Here is a 17,127-nt window from a genome sequence, read left to right as displayed (position 1 = left end):
TGCCTTTGATTTGGGCAGCAGCCTGCCCAAACCGGGCCCGAAAGGCCCACATAGCCATTGGCAGACAGCCTGTTTTCCAGTTGTCTGCCAATCATAAGGGGGATCAACATGGAAAGAAAACTGCAGGATGTAATCAGACAGCTGCCTGGTGCCGTGGTTGCAGGGAATGGGGCAGATCGGACTGTTTGCGATTTGACCATCGATTCCCGGACCGCCGGTCCCGGCAGCCTTTTTATATGCATCAAAGGGGTCAACACCGATGGCCACAAATACATTGCCAAGGCCGCAGCCCAGGGCGCAGTGGCGGCCCTGACGGAAGCAGACACGGAAGTGCCGGAAGGGATGACGGTGATCCGAGTCCCCAGCACCCAGGAAGCGGTGAAGAGCCTGGCACCCTGGTTCTACGACTGGCCTGCCCGGAAAATGCGGATGATCGGAGTCACCGGCACCAACGGGAAGACCACCACCACCAATATTCTCCGGACCCTTCTGAACCGGACCGGCCACAAGGTGGGGCTCATCGGCACCATCAACGTGATGATCGGTGACCAGGTCCGCACCAGCCACAACACCACCCCTGATGTGGTGGATCTGCAGAAAATGCTCTATGAAATGGTGGAAAGCCACTGTGACACCTGTGTCATGGAGGTTTCTTCCCATGCCCTGGCCCTGGACCGGGTGGCAGGGATTGAATATGATACGGCGGTCTTGACCAACATCACCCAGGACCATCTGGATTTCCACAAGACCATGGAAAACTACCGGGAAGCCAAGGCCCTGCTGTTCACCCGTCTCCATGAAGGGGTAAAGCCCAACAAAACGGCGGTGTTCAACAGCGATGACCCCAGCTCTGCCCTGATCATGCCCCGGGTGAAGACAAAGATCATGACCTACGGGAAGGGGAAGGACAACGATGTGTACCCCCTGACCTTCCACGTGGCCGCCACTCATATGGAACTGAACCTCCATACTCCGGTGGGAGAAATGGACCTGAAGCTCCACATTACCGGGGAATTCAACGTGTACAATGTAATGGGGTCCATTTGCGCCGCCATTGCAGAAGGCCTGACCCGGGAGGACATTATCCGGGGATTGGACGATTTCGCTGGGGTCCCCGGCCGGTTCCAGCTGATCCATGCAGGCCAGCCTTTTACGGTGGTGGTGGATTATGCCCACACCCCGGACGGCCTGGAAAACGTGCTGAAGACCGCCCGGCAGATCACCAAAGGGAAACTGTGGGTGATCTTCGGAGCCGGGGGAGACCGGGACCGGAAGAAACGGCCCATTATGGGGCAGATTGCCCTCAATCTGGCGGACATTGTCATCGTCACCAGCGATAATCCCCGGACCGAGGACCCGGAAGCCATTATCCGGGATATTGAAGAAGGACTGAAAGAAAATCCGGAAGGAAAAGAAATCCACAAGATCACCGACCGGCGGAAAGCCATCGACTATGCCATGGCCCATGCCAAACCGGAAGATGTGGTGATGATAGCGGGAAAAGGTCACGAAAATTACCAGATCCTGAAGGACCGGACCATCCATTTTGACGACGGAGAAGTGGTACGTGACTTTTTCCAGAAGGGGAAGACCAATGCTTGATGCTGCTTTGCTGAAAAACGCCCTCCAGGTGCCCATGGCCTTTGAGGACGGAGAAGAGTTCACGGATGTTACTACGGACTCCCGGGCCATTGTGCCCGGGTGCCTGTTTGTGGCCCTGAAAGGGGAAAAATTCGACGGCCACCGGTTCGTGGCCCAGGCCCTGAAAGACGGGGCCCGGGGAGCGGTGGTCTCGGAAGTGCCGGAAGGGGTGCCGGCGGACCGGTGCATCCTGGTGCCGGATACCCTGGAAGCCTACCAGAAGATCGCCAGCCGGTACCGGCTGGACAAAAAGGGCCTGACGGTGATCGCCATTACCGGCAGCAACGGCAAGACCTCCACCAAGGACTGTATTGCGGCGGTGCTGGGAGAAAAATACCGGGTGATCAAGACCCAGGCCAACTTCAACAACGAAATCGGCCTGCCCAAGACCCTGCTCACCATCCGGGAGGATACGGAAATGGCTGTGGTGGAAATGGGCATGCGGGGCCTGGGACAGATCCGGGCCATGAAGCACATTGCCGTTCCCGATGCAGCGGTGATCACCAATGTGGGGGATACCCATCTGGAACTTTTGGGATCCCTGGAAAACATCGCCAAAGCCAAAAGTGAGATCCTGGAGGATTTTACGCCCCAAAACCATGCCTTTTTGAACGGGGATGATCCCCGGGTCAGCGTCATGAAAACGGGAGCCACGGTCCACACCTACGGCATCGACAGCGACGCAGACGTAAAGGCGGTGGAGATTTCCGCCGACGGTCTGGCCACCCGGTTCGTGTACCGGAGCCGGATCACCGGGAATACCCAGGAAGTGAAGCTGCCTCTGCTGGGACGGCACAATGTGATGAACGCCCTGGCTGCGGTGGCGGTAGGGGAAGTGTACGGCGTCCCTGACGAAGCCATCGCCCGGGGCCTGGAAAACCTGAAGATGACGGGCATGCGCCAGGAAATCCTCCATTTCGGCCCGGTGACGGTGATCAACGACGCCTACAACGCCAGTCCGGCTTCCATGGAAGTGGCGCTCCAGACCCTCCGGGATGTGGTGAAGAACCAGGGGAAAGGCCGGGCCGTTGCAGTGCTGGCGGATATGCTGGAACTGGGGGCCCATTCCCAGAGCGGCCATACCCAGGTGGGGGAATGGTGCGGAAAATACGGGGTGGAAGAACTGATCTGCTACGGACCGGAAAGCCGGTACACGGCGGAAGCGGCCGAAAAAGCCGGGGTTCCCGTCCACTATGTGGAAAACAAGGAGGCAGCGGCTCCCGTACTGGCCAATCTGGTCCGGCCCGACGATGTGGTGCTGCTGAAGGGCTCCCATGGGATGGAAGTCTTTTCCCTCATTGATACGGTGTTCCGGAAGGGGGCCAAAACATGCTGAGCGGTGTGGGCATCTTGGTCACTTCCTTTGTTCTGACGGCCATTTTCGGCCGGTTCCTGCTGCCGCTGCTCCACAAATGGCATTTCGGCCAGAGCATCCGGGAATGCGGGCCCAAGGAACATCTGAAGAAAAACGGTACTCCCACCATGGGAGGCCTGATGATGATCGCCGCGGCCATTGTGGCTTCTCTGGTGTGGATCCCGCTGGATTCCCGGACCATTGTGGCCCTGTGGCTGTTTGTGGGATACGGGGTCATCGGGTTCATCGATGACGGCCTGAAGATCTTCTTCAAGCGGAATCTGGGGCTTACCTCCAAACAGAAGATGGCCCTCCAGATCCTGGTGGCGGCTGTCTACCTGCTGTATCCCGGAGACGTGACCGTATACAGCACCCGGATCTGGGTACCGGTGGTGAATACCGCTGTGGACCTGGGAGCCGGGTATTACCTGTTCCTGCTGCTGCTCCTGGTGGGCACCACCAATGCGGTGAACCTGACCGACGGCCTGGACGGACTGGCTTCCAGCGTAACCATTCCGGTGATGCTGGCTTTTGCCTATATCGGTTTTGCCAGCCATCTCCTGCCGGAAGCCCTGTTTGCCCTGTCCATTGTGGGCTGCTGCCTGGGCTTTCTCATTTACAACCATCACCCGGCCAAGTGCTTCATGGGGGACACCGGTTCCCTGGCTCTGGGTGGGGCGGTGGCTGCCGTGGCCATCGGGACCCATACGGAACTGCTCCTGGTGGTGATCGGAGGCATCTACGTGCTGGAAGCCCTGTCCGTAATGCTCCAGGTGGGGTATTTCAAAATGACTCACGGGAAGCGGATCTTCCGGATGGCTCCTCTCCATCACCATTTTGAACTGGGAGGCTGGAAGGAAGTCACTGTAGTGAAGCGGTTCTTCCTGGCCAGCTGCCTGTTCTCCCTGCTGGGGGTGGGGCTGTATCTGGCCAGGTAAAAGGTCACGGGTCTTGAGTCACGAGTCTCGAGACCCGGTCTGCTGAACGATAAACATAAACTTGGGGGGCATCATCATGGATGACAAAAAGAAAATCTTTGTGTACGGGGCCGGAATCAGCGGCCAGGGCGTTGCGGAAGTCCTGGCCCAGAAGGGCTCTGCCGTAATCTTATACAACGATGACAAAAAGGACCTGGATCCGGCCTGGCTGAAGGCTTTTGAAGCCCGGGGCGGGGAATATGTCCAGGATACGGACCCGGAACCCTATCTGGAACAGTGCCATCTGTTCATTATCTCTCCCGGGATCCCCTTTACCACGGAAACGGTGAAGAAGGCCCGGGACCTGAAAATGGAAATCATCGCCGAAGCGGAAGAAGCCAGCCGGCTGTACAAAGGCCACTGGTGCGCCGTAACCGGCAGCAACGGGAAGACCACCACCACCACCCTTTTGGGAGAAATGCTGGCCACCCTGCCGGTGAAGACCACCGTAGCCGGGAACATCGGCTTTGCCCTCAGCAAGGAACTCCAGGACCTGGACGCAGATTCCTGGGTGGCGGCGGAACTGTCCAGCTTCCAGCTGGAAGGGACCACCAGCCTGGCCCCCGATGTGGCCTGCATTGTGAACATCACTCCGGACCATTTTGAACGGCACGGGGACATGGCCGGCTATGTGGCCGCCAAATCCAAGATCTTCGCCTTCCAGACTCCGGATCAGATCCTGATCCTCAACGCTGACGACCCGGTTTCCAGCAAACTGGGGGACAAGGCCAGAAGCCGGGTGGTCTGGTTCAGCACCCAGAAGGTACTGCCGGAAGGGGGCTTCATTGAAGACGGATGGTTCACCCTGGCCCTGGACGGGAAGAAAGAAAAGATCTGCCAGGTGTCCGATCTCCAGATCTTCGGGGCCCACAACGAACAGGACGTGCTGGCGGCCTGCCTGTCCGCCCATTTCGCCGGAGTCACTCCGGAAAACATGGCCCGGGTGCTGAAAGCCTTCCGGGGTGTGGAACATCGGCTGGAATATGTGACCACCATCAACGGGGTGAAATACTACAACGATTCCAAGGCCACCAACACCGATTCCGCCATCAAGGCCCTGGAAGCCTTCAAGGACGGCCATGTGATCCTGCTGGCGGGAGGCCACGACAAAATGACCAGTCTGGATGACCTGATGGAAGCGGTAAAGGCCAAGACCGATGCCCTGATCCTTTTGGGAGAAGCCCGGCAGCGGTTCTGTGAAGCAGCCAAAAAACACGGAGTCCAGAACATCATCATGATCGACGGCACCTTTGAAGATGCAGTGCGGAAGGCTTATGCCATGGCAAAAGCCCCTCAGGTGGTGCTCCTGTCCCCGGCCTGCTCTTCCTATGACATGTTCGCCAACTTCCCGGAACGGGGCCGGGTATTCAAGCAGATCGTCCATGATCTGGCCAAGGAGGCGGAAGCGTGAAAGTCGTACTGTCCGGTGGGGGCACCGGCGGCCACATCTATCCGGCACTGACCATTGCCGGGGCGCTGCGGCGGCTGGACCCTGACTGTGAAATCACTTTTGTGGGGACCCGGAAAGGGCTGGAAAAGGACATCATCCCCCGGTACGGATATCCCCTGGAATTCATCAAAGTGGCAGGCTTTGAACGGCATCTGGGCCTGGGCACCCTGAAAAGCGCCGGGGAACTGCTCCTGGGGCTGAAGGAAGCCTACACCCTGCTGAACCGGATCGATCCGGACCTGGTGATCGGCACCGGGGGCTACGTGTGCGGGCCCATTCTGTTCTGGGCGGCCATGAAACGGGTGCCCACCTGCATCCAGGAACAGAACGCCATGCCCGGGGTCACCAACAAGATCCTGTCCCGGTTTGTGGACCGGGTGTTCCTGGGCTATAAAGAGGGAGCCAGGTATTTCGCCTCCCATGCCCAGAAAGTCTATACCGGCAACCCGGTACGCCAGGAGATCCTGGATGCCAGCCGGGAAGAAGGCCTGAAGAAGTTCGGCCTGGATCCGGACAAGACCACCCTGCTGGCCTTCGGGGGCAGCCGGGGGGCCCGGACCATCAACCAGGCCATGGTGACTGTGGAGCAGCAGCTGGCCGGGAATCCCCGGATCCAGATCCTCCACGCCACCGGTACCGTAGGGTATGAAAAGCATGCGGAAGCCCTGGGAGACCAGGTGCTCCATGCCGGGAACATCCATGTGGTGCCCTATCTCCACGATATGCCCCTGGCCCTGGCAGCGGCGGATCTGGCGGTTTCCCGGGCGGGAGCCATCGGGCTGGCGGAACTGATGGTGAAGGGAATCCCCTCCATCCTGGTTCCCTATCCCTATGCCACAGCCAACCACCAGGAATACAATGCCCGGGCCCTGGCGGCCAAAGGAGCGGCCCTGGTGGTGCTGGACAAGGACCTGAACGGGGACTGGCTGCTGGGAGAAGTGGAAAAACTGCTCCAGGAACCGGAACGGCTGGAGACCATGCACCGGAGCGCCCTGCGGTGCGCCATGCCCCAGGCGGCGGATGCCATTGCGGAACAGGCACTGGCACTGGCCGAAGGGAACAAATAGGAGGAAGAGACCATTGGTTGATCTGGATAAAATCAAAAACATACATTTCATCGGCATCGGGGGAGCGGGGATGAGTGCCCTGGCCTACGTGATGATCAAACGGGGGTACCATGTGTCCGGCTCCGATGCCAAACCCGGGTACATGGCCACCAAGCTGGCCAAGGAAGGGGCCCTGGTATTCATCGGCCACGCTGCCTGTCAGATCGAACGGGCGGAAGTGGTGGTGGTGTCCACTGCCATCCATCCTGACAACCCGGAACTGGTGGAAGCCCACCGGCGCCAGGTGCCGGTGATCCACCGGAGCGACGTGCTGGCGTATCTCATGAACAAGCACAAGGGGATTGCGGTGGCCGGGGCCCACGGGAAGACCACCACCAGCTCCATGCTCAGCTGCATCACCAGCGACTGCGGCCTGGATCCCACCATTGTGGTGGGGGGCATCGTAAACAACCTGGGGTCCAATGCGGCCAACGGCAAAAGCGACTATGTGGTGGCAGAAGCCGATGAAAGCGACGGCTCCTTCCTGAAGTTCAATCCCTACATTGCGGTGGTCACCAACATCGAAGACGACCACCTGGACCATTACGGCAGCCAGGAAAACATCCAGAAGGCCTTTGCTCAGTTCGTTTCCCAGATCAAGGACGAAGGCTGCGCCGTATTGTGCTATGACAACGACCGGGTGCGGACCATCGGGGAAGCCACGGACAAAAAGGTGATCAGCTATGGCATCGATAGCCAGGATGCAGATTACCAGGCCAGGAACATCATCTACGGCACGGACGGTACCCATTTCGATGTGGTGTACCAGGGAGAGACCATCGGTCAGGGCCATCTGATCATCCCCGGCCGGCACAATGTGCTCAATTCCCTGGGGGCCATTGCCGCTGCCCGGGAACTGGGACTGCCCCTGCCGGACATCCTGGCTTCCCTGGAAAAATTCAGCGGAGCCAAGCGCCGGTTCGAAACCAAGGGGAAAGTGGACGGCGTCTGGGTGGTGGACGACTATGCCCACCATCCCACGGAAATCATGGCCACGCTGAAGGCGGCCCGGCAGACCCATCCGGAACGGCTGATCGTGGTGTTCCAGCCTCATCGGTACACCCGTACCCAGCTGCTCCTGGACGAATTCGCCGTGGCATTTAAAGATGCGGACCGGCTGATCGTCACCGACATCTATGCAGCCAGTGAGGATCCCATTCCCGGGGTCACCGGAAAAATGCTGGCGGACAAGGTACGGACCACCACCGGTCAGGAAGTGGAATACATGGCTGACCAGCCCACCATCCTGGACCATCTGGAACATGAGGCCCAGAGCGGGGACCTGATCATGACCATCGGGGCCGGGGACATCTACAAACTGGGAGAACATCTGGTACAGGCACTGGAACGGAGGAACTGACAATGGATAAAAAAGATCGTGTGGCAGTGGTCATGGGCGGACCTTCCAAAGAACGGGAAGTGTCCCTGAATACCGGGAACGCCATCCTGAATGCCCTGAAGGAAAAAGGCTATGATGCAGTGGCCATCGACCTGGATCCGGAACACATCGTGGACCAGCTGAAGGCCTCCGGCGCCAAGGTGGTGTTCAACGCCGTCCACGGGCTCTACGGGGAAGACGGCCGGCTCCAGGGCATCCTGGAAATGCTGGGGATCCCCTATACGGGCAGCGGAGTACTGGCCAGCGCCCTGGCCATGGACAAGGTGTACACCAAGCATCTGTTCCAGAACAACCATGTGCCTACCGCCAAATGCATCTTTCTGGACAAGAAGCGGGACCAGGACCCCAAGGACCGGATCCTGAAGGAAATCGGCATCCCCTGTGTGGTAAAACCGGCCACCCAGGGCTCCAGCATCGGGGTAGTGATCGTAAAGGATGAAAAGCAGCTGGATGATGCCCTGCAGGAAGCCTTCCAGTACGGGGACCGTGTGCTGTGCGAAGCCTTCTTCACCGGCAAGGAAGTGGCCGCCGGGGTGATGATGGAAGAAGACGGCCGGGCCATCCCCATGCCGCTGGTGCTCATCGAACCCCATGTGAACTTCTACGATTTCCACAACAAGTACACCAAAGGGGCCACCACCTACACCTGCCCGGCTCCCTTTGATGAAGCAACCACCAAGCGGCTCCAGAAGATCGCCGTGGCCGCTTACGAAGCCCTGGGCTGCAGCGGTGTGGCCCGGACGGACCTGATGCTGGCGGACAACGGGGACTGCATCGCCCTGGAAGTGAACACCATCCCCGGGATGACTGCCACCAGCCTGATCCCCAAGGCCGCTGCCGCCATGGGTATTTCCTTCCCGGATCTGTGTGAAAAGATCCTGAAGACGGCCCACTGACATGAAACGGCCCAATTGGTTCCAGCCCAAGATCGGCCGGAAGCGGCCGGAAAGCCGGCAGCCAGGGCAGGAAAGGACCCGGCGGCTGAGCCGGGACAGCAGCCGGCAGGAGGGGGATGGGAGCAGCAGTTCCCGGAACCCTTCGGAAGGACACCGGGAAACCAGCACCTTCCGGCAGGAAATGCGGGCAGCCCGGCTCCGCCAGGAACAGCGGCGGAAAGAGGAGCAGGAACGGCAGAAGGAACGGGAAAAAGTCCGTCAGGAAGCCCAGGCCTATATTTACGGCCGGACGGAAGAGGCGGAACGGAAAGCCCTGGAAGACCGGGCGGTTGGACGGGAAACCTTCCGGCTCCGGCAGGAACAGAAGGCGGAAGCCCTGGAACAGAAGGAACCGGGGACCAGCCGGTTCCGGAGGCGGAAAAAGGCGGCAGCACCTGCCGGATCTGAAAAAACAGGCAAAAAAGGGACCCGGCGCCGTGGAAAACGCCGGCTGAACTGGCCCCGGGTGCTGCTGCTCCTGGGTTCCGTGGCTCTCCTGATTGCCTCCTATGTGACCCTCCACCAGCCCTGGCTGGCTTTTGGCCGGCTGGAAGTCACCGGGAACACAGTGGTGACCCTGGATGAAGTGAAGGAAATGGGGGACGCCGGTGATCCGCTGAACATCTTCAACATCAACCGGAAGAAGCTCCTTACCAGTCTCCGGAGTGACTACCGGGTGGAAAAGGCCGACCTGGCCCTGGGCTGGCCCAACATCCTCCGGGTGGTGATCACGGACCGGCAGCCGGCTCTGTATGTGGCCATGGAAGGGACCCAGTATGCCAAGCTGGATCCTACCGGCCACATTATCGGCCTGGCAGACGGAATCACCGGGGGAGACGCTCCCTTTGTGTCCGGCTGGCACATTGCCCAGGGGGAACTGGGGGATATGACGGAAGATGAAGAAATCCAGGGGATCCTGAGCTTCCTCCGGAAACTGGATCCGGAGCTGAAGGAACGGATCATGGAAATCCATGTGGACGAAAACAAGAGCCTGAAGATCTACCTGCACAACGGGATCCCGGTGATCCTGGGCACCTATGAAAATGCCCAGAGCAAGCTGAAGACCTTCAAGGCCATCTGCCAGGAACTGGAAGCCAAGAAAATCAAGGCGCAGTATATCGACCTGACCTACGAAAAACCGTATATTAAACTGTAACAAGGAGAATGCCATGGTCTTTCGCAGTCATAGAGAGAAGTTCTTCCTGTTTCTGGTGTGCCTGATCGTGGGCACCATGATATCCACCCAGTTCCGCAGCGCGGAACAGGCCAAACAGTCTGTGAACCAGCAGCGGGCGGAAGATCTGGTGGAGAAACTGAAGAACGCGGAAAAGGAAAACAAGGAACTGGCCAACCGGCTGGAAGAACTGGAGACCCAGGGAGCCGGCGGGGACAAGAAAGTCCTTAACGACCTGAAGATCAAATCCGGGGAAGTGGCCCTGAAAGGCCCCGGGGTGGTGGTCACGGTGAACGACAGCCAGGTGAAACCCAAGGCCGGGGAGAACCCCAACCTGTATGTGATCCACGATGATGATCTGCTGCGGCTTTTGAACGAACTCCGGGCCGCAGGGGCGGAAGCCCTGGCCATCAACAAGGAACGGCTGCTGGATGTATCGGAAGTCCGGTGCGCCGGGCCCACTGTTTCGGTGAACAACACCCGGTTCACCCCGCCCTACGAGATCCGGGCCATCGGGGATCCCCAGACTCTGGAAAGCGCCCTGCGGCTCCGGGGCGGAGTGGTGGAAACCCTGAAGTTCTGGGGGATTTCCGTGGACGTGAAGAAAAAGGACAGCGTGGAGATCCCTGCCTACAAGGGAACCCGTCATTTTGAATATGCCAAGCTGGAAGAGGGGGGAGCCAAATGATCTATGCCCTGTTGGGACTGGCGGCGGGCATTGCTCTGGGAGCCTATTTCCCGGTGGTGCCGCCCATGTACAGCAAACTGGTGGCCGTGGCTTTCATGGGCTGCCTGGATGCGGCGTTCGGCGGCTTCCGATCTTCCCTGGAAGGTCATTTCGACCACCGGATCTTCCTCAGCGGCTTCTTTGCCAACGGGATCTTCGCCGTGTTCCTGTGCTATTTCGGATACCGGCTGGGGATCGACCTGTACTATGTGGCCCTGATCGCCTTCGGTCTGCGGATCTTCAACAACATCGCCATTATCCGGCGGCTGCTGATGGGGAGCTGATGGTTCGGTGAACAATCTCCGGTAAAGAAGGCAAAATTTTCCCCAAAATGGGGATGAAATATTATCTGTTAAATGGTATACTAGATATAGTGTACGAAGAAACAAACTATCCAATCACACAATAGATGAGGAGGACCATGAAACATGTTTGAGGCAGACAAAGATACGATGGATCAGCCCCTGGAAAAAATCAAGGTCATCGGTGTGGGCGGCGGCGGCAACAACGCCGTGGACCGCATGATCGAGGCCGGACTCCAGGGTGTGGAATTCGTCGCTGTGAACTGCGATGCGCAGCAGCTGAAAAAATCCAGCGCCCCCACCAAGATCCAGATCGGTGAGGACGAAACCAGAGGCCTGGGTGCAGGGGCCAACCCGGAAGTAGGGGAAAAATCTGCAGAAGAATCCAAAGACGTACTGGCAGAATGCGTGAAAGGTGCTGACATGGTCTTCATTACCGCTGGTATGGGCGGCGGTACCGGTACCGGTGCAGCCCATGTGGTGGCAGAAATGGCCAAACAGGCCGGTGCTCTCACCGTTGGCGTTGTGACCAAGCCTTTCTCTTTTGAAGGACGCCGTCGTTTCAACGTGGCTGAACAGGGGATTGCCAACCTGAAAGCCAAGGTGGATGCCCTGATCACCATCCCCAACGACCGTCTGCTCCAGGTTGTGGATAAACGGACTTCCATGAAAGATGCCTTCAAACTGGCCGATGATGTGCTGCGCCAGGGCGTACAGGGAATCTCTGACCTGATCAGTGTCCCCGGTCTGATCAACGTGGACTTCAACGACGTAAAGGCCGTTATGACCAACGCCGGTTCCGCCATGATGGGCATCGGCACCGCCAAGGGTGACGAAGGCGCTGCGGCTGCAGCTGAAAACGCTGTGAAGAGCCCCCTGCTGGATTCCACCATCGAAGGCGCCAAAGGGGTGCTGCTGAACATCACCGGCGGCCCCAACCTGAGCCTGATGGATGTGAACGAAGCCAGCAAGATCATCACCGATGTGGTGGATCCTGATGCCATCATCATCTTCGGGGCCAACATCGACGAAAGCATGGAAGACGAAATCCGTGTCACCGTCATCGCCACCGGCATCGACGAAGGGAAACCGGCTGCCGGTACCACTACCCCGAAACCTGCTTCCTTTGTAAAACCCCAGACTTCCACCAGCCGGATCACCAAGGCTGCTGAAGAAGCTGCCGGTTCCAAGGTGAGCAGCTTTACTTCTCCCACTTCGGAGATTCCGCCCTGGATCCGCAACAAATAAGGAACTGGGGGTGTAGGTTATGAAATGTCCATTCTGTGGCTGCGAAGATAGCCGTGTCATCGATTCCCGTTCCGTTGAAGAGGGGGCGTCCATCCGGCGGCGTAGAGAATGTCCCCGCTGCGGACGGCGTTTCACGACTTACGAAAAATATGAACAGATCCCTCTGTTGGTCATCAAACGGGATGGCCGGCGGGAAATGTTCGACAGCAAGAAAATCCTGGCCGGACTCCTGCGGGCCTTTGAAAAACGGCCCTTTACCTACGAACAGATCCAGTCTCTCACCAGTCAGATCGAGAACGAGATCCGGGCGTCCGGGGAAAATGAAGTGAAATCCACGAAAATCGGAGAAGTGGTCATGGCCCGTCTGGAAAAGATCGACCAGATTGCCTATGTGCGGTTCGCCTCCGTGTACCGCCAGTTCGCCGACGTGAACAGCTTCATGCAGGAAATCCAGAATATGCTGGATAAGGGAAAAGGAAAGTAAATAAAAAAAGCTGTGAAAAAATGAGAAATCATTTTTTCACAGCTTTTTTTTTGTTCGCTGCCGATTTTTGCCGTTAATAGCCCGATTTTTCCACTGGGGAAGGAATTTTTCTTTGGACCTCGAAGGGTAACAGGGAAAGGAGGTGAAACAGATGGAACAGTTTCACTGGAAAGCCCGTACCCGGGAAGGACAGCTGTGCCAGGGGACCCTTTCTGCAGCCACCCTGGAGGAGGCCGGGAAGGAACTGGCCCGGCAGTATCCCTATATCCTTCAGCTACGGAGGGATAACTTCCTGGAAAAACAGTTCCAGGGGAAGCGTTCTCTGAGAGACCTGGACCGGGAAACCTTCTTCCGCCGGCTGGGACTGCTGCTCCAGGGAGGTCTGCCCATCCTCCGGGCCCTCCGGGCTCTGGAAGGCCACAGTTCCCCTGCGGTGAAGGAGCTGTGCCGGGAACTGGACCACGCCCTGGGCCGGGGCTTTTCCCTGTCCCAGGCCCTCCGGCAGCAGGAAAAGCAGGTGGGCAAGCTGGCAGGCCCTCTGGCGGCAGCCGGGGAGAACAGCGGTCAGCTGCCTCTGGTATTCCAACAGCTGGCGGTATTTTATCAGAAAAAACGGGAGAATCAGAAAGCAGTGCTCCAGGCCTGTCTGTATCCGGCGCTGGTGCTGGGCTTGTCCCTGGTGCTTACCGGAGTGTTCTGCTGGCTGGTGGTGCCCCTTTTGGGGGACCTGTACCAGTCCCTCCGGCTGGAACCGGCGGCGGGCTTCCGGCTGCTCCTTACGGTGGTCCGTAGCTTCCAGGCGCATCCTTTGGTGTTCCTGGGTCTTCTGATTCTCCAGGGAGCCGGGCTCCTTCTGGTGTGGCGGAAAAAGTCCCGGTGGCTGCCCCGGCTGCCCCTGATCCGGAACTGGGTCCGGACCTTCTGGGAAATCCGTTTCCTGGGGCTCCTGGCCCTGCTGCTTAGGGGCGGCCTGCCTCTGGACCGGGCCCTGCCTCAGGCGGCTCAGATTTTGCCGGAAGGGCCCTGCCGGACCTGTGCCAGGGCCATGGAACAGGCGGTGGTGGCAGGATCGTCCCTGGCAGGCGCCGCCCGGCAGCAGCCTCTGCTCCTGAGTCCCCTGGCGGTGGAATTTGCCGCCCTGGGAGAAGAAAGCGGCCACCTGCCGGCTCTTTTGACGGAAGCCGCTCATTTGTTGGACCAGGATTTCCAGAACCGGCTGAAACAGGCCAAAACCCTGCTGGAACCGGTGCTGCTCCTGGTCCTGGCCGGGGGCTGTACGGCCATGCTGGTGCTGCTCCTGTCCCCGCTTTTTGCCCTGCTCCAGGGACTGCCCCTGGTGCCCTGATTCATTGACCTATTGAATCTATGCTCTGTCTCACGAAAGGAGAAAGAAATGCAGACAACGATGAAAACCAATTGTATCCTGAAAGCAACCCAACCTGCCAACACGATCCGCCGGAAGAAGCAGCCCGGTTTCACCCTCATCGAACTGATTGCCGTCCTGGCCATCATAGGGGGCCTGGCTGCTTTCCTGCTGCCCTCCATCCGCAGCGCCATGGACCGGTCCCGGGACAGCCAGCTGATTTCCGACATGGCCCTGCTCCAGAGCGGCGCCCAGCTGTACGAACTGGAACTGGCGGAAAAGCCCCGGGACATCCAGAGTCTGGTGGACAAGAAATACGTGCCCAACCGGGACTACAGCAAGATCTCCATGAGCGAAACCGACGGGGAGTACGTGTTCACCGCCACTTTGAGCAACGGGGAGAAAGTGTCCAGCGACACCCTGGGAGAAAAGAAAGGAGCAGAGGCATGAATCCCAGGGTCCGTCGGCAGGGCGGCTTTGTGCTGACGGAACTGCTCCTGGTGCTGGGGCTTTGTCTGGGGCTGGTCCTGGCTCTTTTGCCCTGTCTGTCCCGGTGGCAGGAGCTTGCCAATGGGTTCCGGCTCCAGCTGGGAGCCCGGGCCGCCGGCAGCACCTTTACCGCCCTCCAGCAGCGGGCCCAGTACCTCCACAGCAACCATGTACGGTTTTCCATGAATCCAAAGGGCAGCCAGGTGTATGGCCAATACGGGACCAGGCAGCGGACTGTGCTGGATTATCCTTCCCTGGGTCTGGAGGATTTCCGGGTCCGGACCTTTGAAGGAGGCTTCACCCCCACCGGCAACGGGGAAGAGGGGTTTGCGGTGGCCGTCTGCCAACAGGCGGATCCTGACCGGTACCAGCTCCTTTCCTTTTCCCACTTTGTGGGACGGATGGAATACCATGGATTCCGGTAAACGGCAGCCCGGGTTCTTCCTGCTGGACGGAATCCTGGCGGTGTTCCTTCTGGGGGCGGCGGCCCTGTCCTTTGCAGCGGGCTCCCGGCTGGCTCTCCAGGGCGTCCGGCTCCGCCGGGAACTGGAAACGGGAAGCCGGCTGGCGGTCCGGCTCCTGGAGGAGGGGGAAAATCCGCCTTTCCCGGACCCGGAGTGGGAGACAGAAACCGTTCTGGAACCGGTGCCCCAGCTGCCCGGGGTGATGCTCCGGAAAATCTGCCTCACCCGCCGGGGGAAAGGACGCTGCTGCTATGCCCGGTATGAGAAAAAGTAAAGGAAGCCTGCTGGCGGAAGGGCTGGGGGCCCTGGCCCTTTTTACCCTGGTGCTGTGCCAGCTGCTCCAGGGACTGCCCAACTTGTGCCGGTTCATGGAAAGCTGCTGGACCCAGGGAGAACTGGACCGGCTGGAACAGGACCTCCACTCCCGGCTGGAAAGCCGGTTCTTTTACGAAGTGGAACAGGTCCGGGTGTTCCAGGGGGACCATGGCACGGAAGTCCGGTGTTACGGAAGGCCGGATGCCGCCTGGGAATCCTGGTTCGTCATGACCACCGCCAAACGGCCCTGGCCCACCCTGTACGTAAAGATCTGGAAACCCCGGAAGCACAACCCGGTGAGTCTGGCGGTCTCTCCGGAACATGTGCAGGTGGAGAATTTTTCCGCTTCCCTTCCAGAGCCGGGAAAACTGGCCTGGGAGCTGACCCTCCGGGATCGGAAAACCGGTCAGGAGAAAGTGTGGAAGGAGGTGCTGCCCTATGGCCGGTAAGAAATCTCCCGGGATGATCAGCCTGGTGCTGCTGGTGGGGTTGGGGCTCCTGGGCACGGTGTGGGCCGGGCTTCTGGGGGTGACCCGCCAGGCTCTGAAGGACTGGCAGCTGAAGCAGGAGGCCCGGCAGGACGCTGTCCTGTTCCGGAGCCTGTGCGGGATCCGGGAGGGAGAGCCCTTCCTGGCACCGGGAGAAAAGCGGCAGCTGGAACCGGTCCGGTTCCAGCCGGAGGGACCGCTGGTCTATGCTTCCCTGGAAACCATCCAGGAGGGCCGGATCCGGGAAGAAGTCCTCCGGCTCCACCGGGAAACCGGAGAAGAACTGATGAAAGGCCGGCGGTATGAAATCCGGATGCCCGGTACAGAGCCTGGGGAGATCTTTCCAGAAACCGGCATCTGGGCGGAGGGACGGAAGGAGGGGAAGCTGTTTGTGGACTGGTCCCTGTTCGGGCGGAAGCCTGCCTGGTCCCTGCCTGATTCCCGGCGGATGGAAGCCCCGGTGGAAAAAGTGTTCTGCTATGGCCGGGAAACCCTCCAGTGGCCGGAAAAAACAGGCCGGACAGTGCTGCTCCAGGGCAGCGGGGTGCTGGTGAACCGGGGGAGCATCCGGTTCCGTCAGGGCTTCCGCTGCAAGGGGGATTTCCGGTTCCTGGCCAACGGGGATATTACCGTGGAAAAAGGCGCCCGCCTGGAAGATGCCTACCTTTACGCCACCGGAACCCTGACCCTGGAACCAGGCTCCCACGTAACCGGGATCCTGGCCTGCCGGGGGCCCATAGTGGTGAAAAAGGGGGCGGAGTTTGTGAAGAGCGAGGGGGTGGTGGGGGTTTTCCGCACAAAGGCTATCGCATAACCCAGGCGCACGATATGGGCCCATCTGCTTTCGCGCATCTGGACCCATCTCGTGCGCCTGGCCTGGAAGGAGCCCGGTTGGGCTGCCCATTCAAAATCTCCCCTTTCGCGCATCTGACCCACTCTGACGCCCAGGGAAGAAGTCGGGGTGTGGGTACTATGCCACGCACCAAATTTCCCCTTTCGCGTATCTGGGCACATCTCCCGCACCTGGCCTGGAATCTGACGGACGGATTTCACCAACAAAAAGTCCGCCCCTGCAGGGCGGACTTGCCCTCCGGCCTTGCTGGTACTTTGTACGAGTATACATCAATTCTCCGGGAGCCGGGAGGGCAGGCCCAGGAGGAGTCGGCGGGACAACATCGGGTGTTGTCGCTCCTGAGGTGGAGCACGCGGGC

General features: G+C 59.4%; 18 protein-coding genes. All 18 read left to right on the top strand.

Annotated elements, in window-relative coordinates; translation table 11 throughout:
- The first annotated feature begins 108 nt into the window (after positions 1 to 108).
- The 18 genes from ACZOF8_RS09355 (at position 109) to ACZOF8_RS09270 (ending at position 16,730) form a co-directional block, all read left to right on the top strand.
- Positions 109 to 1,602 carry a UDP-N-acetylmuramoyl-L-alanyl-D-glutamate--2,6-diaminopimelate ligase gene (locus ACZOF8_RS09355; protein ID WP_487426835.1) on the top strand — a complete coding sequence of 498 codons (1,494 nt, stop codon included), beginning with the start codon at positions 109 to 111 and terminating at the stop codon, positions 1,600 to 1,602.
- Positions 1,595 to 2,977, top strand: coding sequence for a UDP-N-acetylmuramoyl-tripeptide--D-alanyl-D-alanine ligase (locus ACZOF8_RS09350; RefSeq protein WP_288311203.1), 1,383 nt, complete (start codon positions 1,595 to 1,597; stop codon positions 2,975 to 2,977). Before ACZOF8_RS09355 ends, ACZOF8_RS09350 begins: the two co-directional genes overlap by 8 nt.
- Positions 2,971 to 3,933 carry a phospho-N-acetylmuramoyl-pentapeptide-transferase gene (mraY, locus tag ACZOF8_RS09345; RefSeq protein WP_487426834.1) on the top strand — a complete coding sequence of 321 codons (963 nt, stop codon included), beginning with the start codon at positions 2,971 to 2,973 and terminating at the stop codon, positions 3,931 to 3,933. The genes ACZOF8_RS09350 and mraY overlap by 7 nt, the downstream gene beginning before the upstream one ends.
- Positions 3,934 to 4,009: 76 nt before the next feature.
- Positions 4,010 to 5,383: a UDP-N-acetylmuramoyl-L-alanine--D-glutamate ligase gene (murD, locus tag ACZOF8_RS09340; RefSeq protein WP_487426833.1), complete on the top strand. Its 1,374-nt coding sequence runs from the start codon at positions 4,010 to 4,012 to the stop codon at positions 5,381 to 5,383.
- Entirely contained in the window at positions 5,380 to 6,489 is a 1,110-nt protein-coding gene (gene murG, locus ACZOF8_RS09335; protein ID WP_022486902.1) for an undecaprenyldiphospho-muramoylpentapeptide beta-N-acetylglucosaminyltransferase, read from the top strand. The genes murD and murG overlap by 4 nt, the downstream gene beginning before the upstream one ends.
- 13 nt (positions 6,490 to 6,502) lie before the next feature.
- On the top strand, positions 6,503 to 7,888 hold the full coding sequence (gene murC, locus ACZOF8_RS09330; RefSeq protein ID WP_022486901.1) for a UDP-N-acetylmuramate--L-alanine ligase: 1,386 nt from the start codon (positions 6,503 to 6,505) through the stop codon (positions 7,886 to 7,888).
- Between the two features lie 2 nt (positions 7,889 to 7,890).
- Complete coding sequence (locus tag ACZOF8_RS09325; RefSeq protein WP_154487278.1) at positions 7,891 to 8,823, top strand: D-alanine--D-alanine ligase family protein; 933 nt, start codon at positions 7,891 to 7,893, stop codon at positions 8,821 to 8,823.
- Between the two features lies 1 nt (position 8,824).
- Positions 8,825 to 10,018 (top strand): cell division protein FtsQ/DivIB, encoded by a 1,194-nt coding sequence (locus ACZOF8_RS09320; RefSeq protein WP_154487276.1) that lies wholly within the window; start codon positions 8,825 to 8,827, stop codon positions 10,016 to 10,018.
- A 13-nt stretch (positions 10,019 to 10,031) separates the two neighbouring features.
- On the top strand, positions 10,032 to 10,724 hold the full coding sequence (locus ACZOF8_RS09315; RefSeq protein WP_154487274.1) for a DUF881 domain-containing protein: 693 nt from the start codon (positions 10,032 to 10,034) through the stop codon (positions 10,722 to 10,724).
- On the top strand, positions 10,721 to 11,047 hold the full coding sequence (locus ACZOF8_RS09310) for a small basic family protein (RefSeq protein WP_022488223.1): 327 nt from the start codon (positions 10,721 to 10,723) through the stop codon (positions 11,045 to 11,047). Before ACZOF8_RS09315 ends, ACZOF8_RS09310 begins: the two co-directional genes overlap by 4 nt.
- A 144-nt stretch (positions 11,048 to 11,191) precedes the next feature.
- Positions 11,192 to 12,313, top strand: a complete 1,122-nt coding sequence (gene ftsZ / locus ACZOF8_RS09305) for a cell division protein FtsZ (RefSeq protein WP_022488222.1) — start codon at positions 11,192 to 11,194, stop codon at positions 12,311 to 12,313.
- Positions 12,314 to 12,332: 19 nt separating this feature from the next.
- Positions 12,333 to 12,797: a transcriptional regulator NrdR gene (gene nrdR, locus ACZOF8_RS09300; RefSeq protein WP_154487272.1), complete on the top strand. Its 465-nt coding sequence runs from the start codon at positions 12,333 to 12,335 to the stop codon at positions 12,795 to 12,797.
- Positions 12,798 to 12,948: 151 nt separating this feature from the next.
- Complete coding sequence (locus ACZOF8_RS09295; protein ID WP_154487270.1) at positions 12,949 to 14,142, top strand: type II secretion system F family protein; 1,194 nt, start codon at positions 12,949 to 12,951, stop codon at positions 14,140 to 14,142.
- A 48-nt stretch (positions 14,143 to 14,190) separates the two neighbouring features.
- Positions 14,191 to 14,610 carry a type II secretion system protein gene (locus tag ACZOF8_RS09290; protein WP_022488218.1) on the top strand — a complete coding sequence of 140 codons (420 nt, stop codon included), beginning with the start codon at positions 14,191 to 14,193 and terminating at the stop codon, positions 14,608 to 14,610.
- Positions 14,607 to 15,074, top strand: a complete 468-nt coding sequence (locus tag ACZOF8_RS09285) for a hypothetical protein (RefSeq protein ID WP_308664420.1) — start codon at positions 14,607 to 14,609, stop codon at positions 15,072 to 15,074. Before ACZOF8_RS09290 ends, ACZOF8_RS09285 begins: the two co-directional genes overlap by 4 nt.
- Positions 15,061 to 15,387 carry a hypothetical protein gene (locus ACZOF8_RS09280; RefSeq protein WP_022488216.1) on the top strand — a complete coding sequence of 109 codons (327 nt, stop codon included), beginning with the start codon at positions 15,061 to 15,063 and terminating at the stop codon, positions 15,385 to 15,387. Before ACZOF8_RS09285 ends, ACZOF8_RS09280 begins: the two co-directional genes overlap by 14 nt.
- Positions 15,365 to 15,877 (top strand): hypothetical protein, encoded by a 513-nt coding sequence (locus ACZOF8_RS09275; protein WP_022488215.1) that lies wholly within the window; start codon positions 15,365 to 15,367, stop codon positions 15,875 to 15,877. Before ACZOF8_RS09280 ends, ACZOF8_RS09275 begins: the two co-directional genes overlap by 23 nt.
- On the top strand, positions 15,867 to 16,730 hold the full coding sequence (locus tag ACZOF8_RS09270; protein WP_441369175.1) for a hypothetical protein: 864 nt from the start codon (positions 15,867 to 15,869) through the stop codon (positions 16,728 to 16,730). Before ACZOF8_RS09275 ends, ACZOF8_RS09270 begins: the two co-directional genes overlap by 11 nt.
- Positions 16,731 to 17,127 lie beyond the last annotated feature (397 nt).

The sequence above is a fragment of the Acidaminococcus sp. genome, assembly GCF_057597765.1.
The sequence above is the reverse complement of the archived record's forward strand: the minus strand, read 5'-3'. Positions and strand labels throughout refer to the sequence as shown.